Origin of the sequence: Neobacillus drentensis, assembly GCF_036962765.1 — a bacterium.
Taxonomy (GTDB): Bacteria; Bacillota; Bacilli; order Bacillales; family Cytobacillaceae; genus Neobacillus; species Neobacillus drentensis_C.
The window spans coordinates 1,540-2,831 of sequence record NZ_JBALOS010000300.1 but is presented as its reverse complement, the minus strand read 5'-3'; the positions used below and the strand labels follow the sequence as shown (position 1 = coordinate 2,831).

Annotated in this window: 1 protein-coding gene; it reads left to right on the top strand. The window is 39.8% G+C overall.

The annotated features are described in order from the left end of the window. The first annotated feature begins 86 nt into the window (after positions 1-86). Positions 87-1,277: a M14 family metallopeptidase gene (locus V7137_RS27505; protein ID WP_335701014.1), complete on the top strand. Its 1,191-nt coding sequence runs from the start codon at positions 87-89 to the stop codon at positions 1,275-1,277. Positions 1,278-1,292: the final 15 nt, after the last annotated feature.

The following is a 1,292-nucleotide window of genomic DNA, read 5'->3' as shown; positions in this document are numbered from 1 at the left end:
GGTGCCTGACACCATAAATCTAACAAATAATTTATTCCGGATAGCATAGATATTATTAATACTATTTTTTATGCAGGAGGGTCTAAATGGAGATTGTTGTTAGACAAGGTGATTCATTATGGCGTTACAGCCAAATGTTTCAGGTTAATTTACAGCTTTTGAATGATTCCAACCCAACGATTGATCCAAATAATCTTTCTGTCGGCCAACAGGTACAGATTCCTGGTTTTGTTGCCAACGAACATCAAATACGTCCCGGAGACTCTTTTTGGAGCATTGCACAAAACATGAATCTTCCACTTGAAGCAGTGGAGTTGGTTAATCCCGAGTTAGATGCATCAAATCTCACTCCAGGGCAAACGATAACGGTACCAACACGGATTACCGGGAGGTTAGTGGAAAGTGGCCAAAAATATGATTACAGCAAACTGCTGAAAGATATGAACCGATTAAAAGAGGCATATCCATTCTTGCAAGTATCCACTATAGGTAAGACCGTTCTCGGAAAAGAAATTTCTGAAATCAAGTTAGGAACAGGTGAAAAAAGGGTTCATTATAATGGTTCCTTCCATGCCAATGAGTGGATTACGTCGTTGGTGATTATGACTTTTTTGAATGATTATTTATTATCGCTAACTAATCACTATCCGATCAGAGGTCTTCAATCATTTCCTTTGTATCAACAAAGTACATTGTCGATCGTCCCAATGGTTAATCCCGATGGAGTTGACCTCGTATTAAACGGTCCACCTGAAAATGAAAACTGGCAAAGTAAAGTGGTTGATTTAAATAAAGGAAGTACAGACTTTACAGAATGGAAAGCAAATATTAGAGGTGTCGATCTAAATGACCAATTCCCGGCTAGATGGGAATTAGAGAAGGCACGAAACCCAAATGAGCCTGGCCCGAGAGACTATGTGGGGGAAAAACCCTTATTAGAGCCAGAAGCCATTGCTATGGCGAAACTGACAAAGGAACGTGATTTTGCAAGAGTTCTGGCCTTCCATACACAAGGTGAGGTCATCTATTGGGGATTTGAAAATCTCGAGCCTGCTGAATCAGAAGAGATCGTAAAAGAATTTTGCCGTGTCAGTGGATATGAACCGGTTAAAACTCTTGAAAGCTATGCAGGTTTCAAGGACTGGTTTATTCAAGATTGGCAGCGAACAGGCTTCACAATTGAGCTCGGCCGTGGAATTAATCCCCTTCCGTTATCAATGTTTGATGATATTTATAAAAAATCACTGGGAATTTTCTTGGCAGGACTTTATATTTAAAGGCTCTTTTCGTAA

What these genes read in the sequence shown, in the direction of transcription:
- V7137_RS27505 (WP_335701014.1), top strand. Translation starts at nt 87, where the DNA reads ATGGAGATTGTTGTTAGACAAGGTGATTCATTATGGCGTTACAGCCAA.